Below are 3,818 nucleotides of genomic sequence, written 5' to 3'. Positions count from 1 at the left end.
CCCCCCGGTCCGTCGGCCCTGCGGCCATCGCCAGCCCCGCTTCGCGCGGGGCCTCATGCGCGGCAACCGGCCATCGCCGCCCCGCGTTCCCACCGCCCCCACCTTTCGGGAGAAGGAATGTTCGATACCCTGTTCAAAAGCATCTTCGGCTCTTCCAACGACCGCTACATCAAGCGCTGCCGCACCCGCGTCGAGGCCATCAACGCCCTTGAGCCGCAGATGCAGGCCCTGGCCGACGACGATTTTCCGGCGCGCATAGCCGAATACCGCGAACAGGCCCAGAACGGTCGCAGCCTGGACGACCTGCTGCCCGAAGTCTTTGCGCTGACGCGCGAGGCGGGCAAGCGCGCCCTGAACATGCGCCACTTCGACGTGCAGTTGGTCGGCGGCATGGTGCTGCACGAAGGCCGCATCGCCGAAATGAAGACCGGTGAAGGCAAGACCCTTGTGGCAACCCTGCCCGTGGTGCTGAACGCCATTTCCGGGCGCGGCGTGCACGTGGTCACCGTCAACGACTACCTGGCCAAGCGCGACGCCGGGTGGATGGGCCGCCTGTACAACTTCCTGGGCCTTTCCGTGGGCGTCATCGTGCACGGCCTGTCCGACGAGGAACGCAAGGAAGCCTACGGCGCCGACATCACATACGGCACCAACAACGAATTCGGCTTCGACTACCTGCGCGACAACATGAAGTTCTACCCGCACCAGTTGGTGCAGCGCGAACACAATTTCGCCATCGTGGACGAAGTGGACTCCATCCTCATCGACGAGGCCCGCACCCCGCTGATCATCTCCGGCCCGTCGGAGGATTCCACCGGCCTCTACCGCCGCGTGGACGACATCATCCCCAGGCTTTCCGCCGAAACCCACTTTTCCGTGGACGAAAAGGCCCGCACCGCCACCCTCACCGACGAGGGCGTGGCGAAATGTGAAGAACTGCTGGGCATCGACAACCTGTTCGACCCCGGCAACATCACCTTCCAGCACCACGTGTTGCAGGCCTTGAAGGCCCACCACGTGTTCCGGCGCGACGTGGACTACATCGTCACCCCCGAAGACCAGGTGGTCATCGTGGACGAGTTCACGGGCCGCCTCATGCCGGGCCGCCGCTTCAGCGACGGGCTGCACCAGGCGCTGGAAGCCAAGGAAAAGGTGAAGGTGGAAGCGGAAAACCAGACGCTGGCCTCCATCACCTTCCAGAACTACTTCCGCATGTACAAGAAGCTGGCGGGCATGACCGGCACGGCGGATACCGAAGCCGTGGAATTCCAGCAGATCTACGGGCTTCAGGTCATCACCATCCCGACCAACAAGCCCATGGTCCGCAAGGACTATCCGGATTCCATCTACCGCACCCGGCGTGAAAAGTTCGAAGCCATCGTGGCCGCCATCGGCGAGCTGCACAAGAGCGGCCAGCCGGTGCTGGTGGGCACCATTTCCATCGAGACGTCGGAACTGCTTTCGGCCATGCTCAAGAAGACGGGCGTGCCGCACAACGTGCTGAACGCCAAGCACCACGAGCAGGAAGCCGAAATCGTGGCCCAGGCGGGCCAGCGCGGCAAGGTCACCATCGCCACCAACATGGCGGGCCGCGGTACCGACATCGTGCTGGGCGACGGCGTGCGCGAAAGCGGCGGCCTGCACATCCTGGGCACCGAACGCCACGAAAGCCGCCGCATCGACAACCAGTTGCGCGGCCGTTCGGGCCGACAGGGCGACCCCGGCTCTTCGCGGTTCTACCTTTCGCTCGAAGACGACCTGATGCGCCTGTTCGGGTCCGACCGCATCTCCGGCCTGATGCAGAAGCTGGGCATGGAGGAAGGCGAACCCATCGAGAACCGCATGGTCAGCCGGGCCATCGAAAACGCCCAGAAGCGCGTGGAAGGGCACAACTTCGAAATCCGCAAGACCCTGCTGGACTACGACAACGTCATGAACCAGCAGCGCGAGGTCATCTACACCCTGCGCCGCGAAACCATGATGGAGGCGGACCTTGAAGAGACCGCCGTCGAGTTCATGGACGACCTGTTCGACGAAATCTACGGCGACGCGGAGCAGGGCAAGGGCAGCGAGGGCGACGACGCCAAGGCCTACGCCATGGCCCGCCTGCGCGACGTGTTCAACATCACCCGCGTGCTGCCCCTGACGGATGGCAACCTGCCCGACCGCGAAACCGCGCGCGGCGCCGTACTGTCCATCCTGGACGAACTGAAGCGTGACACCGGCGAAGTGTACCGCGACATCCTTCGTTTCTTCCTGCTGGAAGAAGTGGACCGCTGCTGGAAGGAGCACCTGCTGAACATGGACCACCTGCGCGACGGCATCGGCCTGCGCGGGTACGGCCAGCGCGATCCCAAGCAGGAATACAAGCGCGAGGGCTTCTCGCTGTTCCAGGAAATGCTGTTCCGCATGCGCGAAAACCTATTCCGCGCCCTGACACGCCTGCGCATCCAGCGCGAGGAACAGGCCCCGCCGGAAGAACTGAAGCAGGAATTCAAGCACAAGGAAGAGCCCAAGAGCCTGAACTATTCCGGCGCGCAGAAGGAAACCCCGTCCGCCGCGCCCGAGCGACGAGGCGAGCCCAAGGTTGGCCGCAACGACCCGTGCCCCTGCGGCAGCGGCCAGAAATACAAGAAGTGCTGCGGCGCCTAGCGCGCCGTAGGGCACAGTCGCACACAATCAGGGGCGGAGCGGGTCATACCCGTTCCGCCCCTGCCCGTTGGGGCAGCGGGTCTTTTGGCTGACCCGACGACGCCGGACGAGCGCAGGCGGCATGCACTGCCGCCGGCACGCGGTCAGGCCCGTGTGTCCGAAGGACGTGCCTTTGCAAGACCCGGCTTCCGGGGCTTGCCATCGGTCATGGTCCGGCACGGTGTTATTGCGCCGCCCTTCACTTTTCCGGGACTTGCCCGTAATACGCACCACGTGTGCCGTCGCACGCCGAATGGCGCGACCCACGCGCCAGCGGGTACACCCCACGCACCCGACAACCGGCCCACCGGGCCGAACACGGAGCCAGTATGGCCACCACCGATACCCCGGCAGCGTCCCCGACCATCAACGGCGAAATCCCCGCCCCCTGCGCGGCCCCCAGGGGCTTCCGCTTTGCCACCACGGGCGCCGGGTTCCGAAAGTCGGGTAGGGACGACCTGGCGCTGGTGGTCAGCGACACCCCCGCCGTGGCAGCCGCCGTGTTCACCAAAAACCTGTTCCAGGCCGCTCCGGTGCTTGTTGCGCGCGACATTCTGGCCCGCGCCCCCAAGGCCCGTGCGGTGCTGATCAATTCCGGCCAGGCCAACGCCTGCACCGGTGACGAAGGCATCGCCAACTGCCGCGCCACGCTGGAACTGGTGGCTGCCGCCACCGGCCTTGCGCCGCAGGACATCCTGCCCGCGTCCACGGGCGTCATCGGCGCGCAACTGCCCATGGACAAGTGGACCGCCGCCGTGCCCGCCCTTGCGGCAGACCTTGGCAGCAAGGGCCCGGAAGATTTCGCCAAAGCCATCATGACCACCGACGCCTTTCCCAAGTTCGCCTCGCGCACGGTGGAGCTTTCCGGCGGCACGGTGACCCTGGTGGGCATGGCCAAGGGCGCGGGCATGATCTGCCCCAACATGGCCACCATGCTGGCCACAGTGCTGTGCGACGCCGACGTGGAGCCCGCCGCCTGGCAGGCCCTGTTCCGCGATGCGGTGGACGCCACCTTCAACCGCGTGACCGTGGACGGCGACACCTCCACCAACGACACCGTGTTCGGGCTGGCCAACGGCGCCTCGGGCGTGGCCGCGCGCGGCGCGGACCTGGCCGTGCTGGGCGCG

General features: G+C 66.1%; 2 protein-coding genes. Both read left to right on the top strand.

Annotated elements, in window-relative coordinates:
* Positions 1 to 117 precede the first annotated feature (117 nt).
* Complete coding sequence (secA, locus tag FVW20_RS09485; RefSeq protein WP_196609228.1) at positions 118 to 2,652, top strand: preprotein translocase subunit SecA; 2,535 nt, start codon at positions 118 to 120, stop codon at positions 2,650 to 2,652.
* Between the two features lie 368 nt (positions 2,653 to 3,020).
* The coding region (locus FVW20_RS09480; protein ID WP_231039007.1) for a bifunctional ornithine acetyltransferase/N-acetylglutamate synthase at positions 3,021 to 3,818 on the top strand (798 nt) is incomplete at its 3' end.

It is taken from the genome of Nitratidesulfovibrio oxamicus (assembly GCF_015731765.1).
In the GTDB taxonomy this organism is placed as follows: domain Bacteria; phylum Desulfobacterota; class Desulfovibrionia; order Desulfovibrionales; family Desulfovibrionaceae; genus Cupidesulfovibrio; species Cupidesulfovibrio oxamicus.
This window is presented reverse-complemented; position numbering and strand designations above follow the sequence as displayed.

Coding starts and splice junctions, on each gene's coding strand:
- secA (WP_196609228.1), top strand. CDS start 118: ATGTTCGATACCCTGTTCAAAAGCATCTTCGGCTCTTCCAACGACCGC.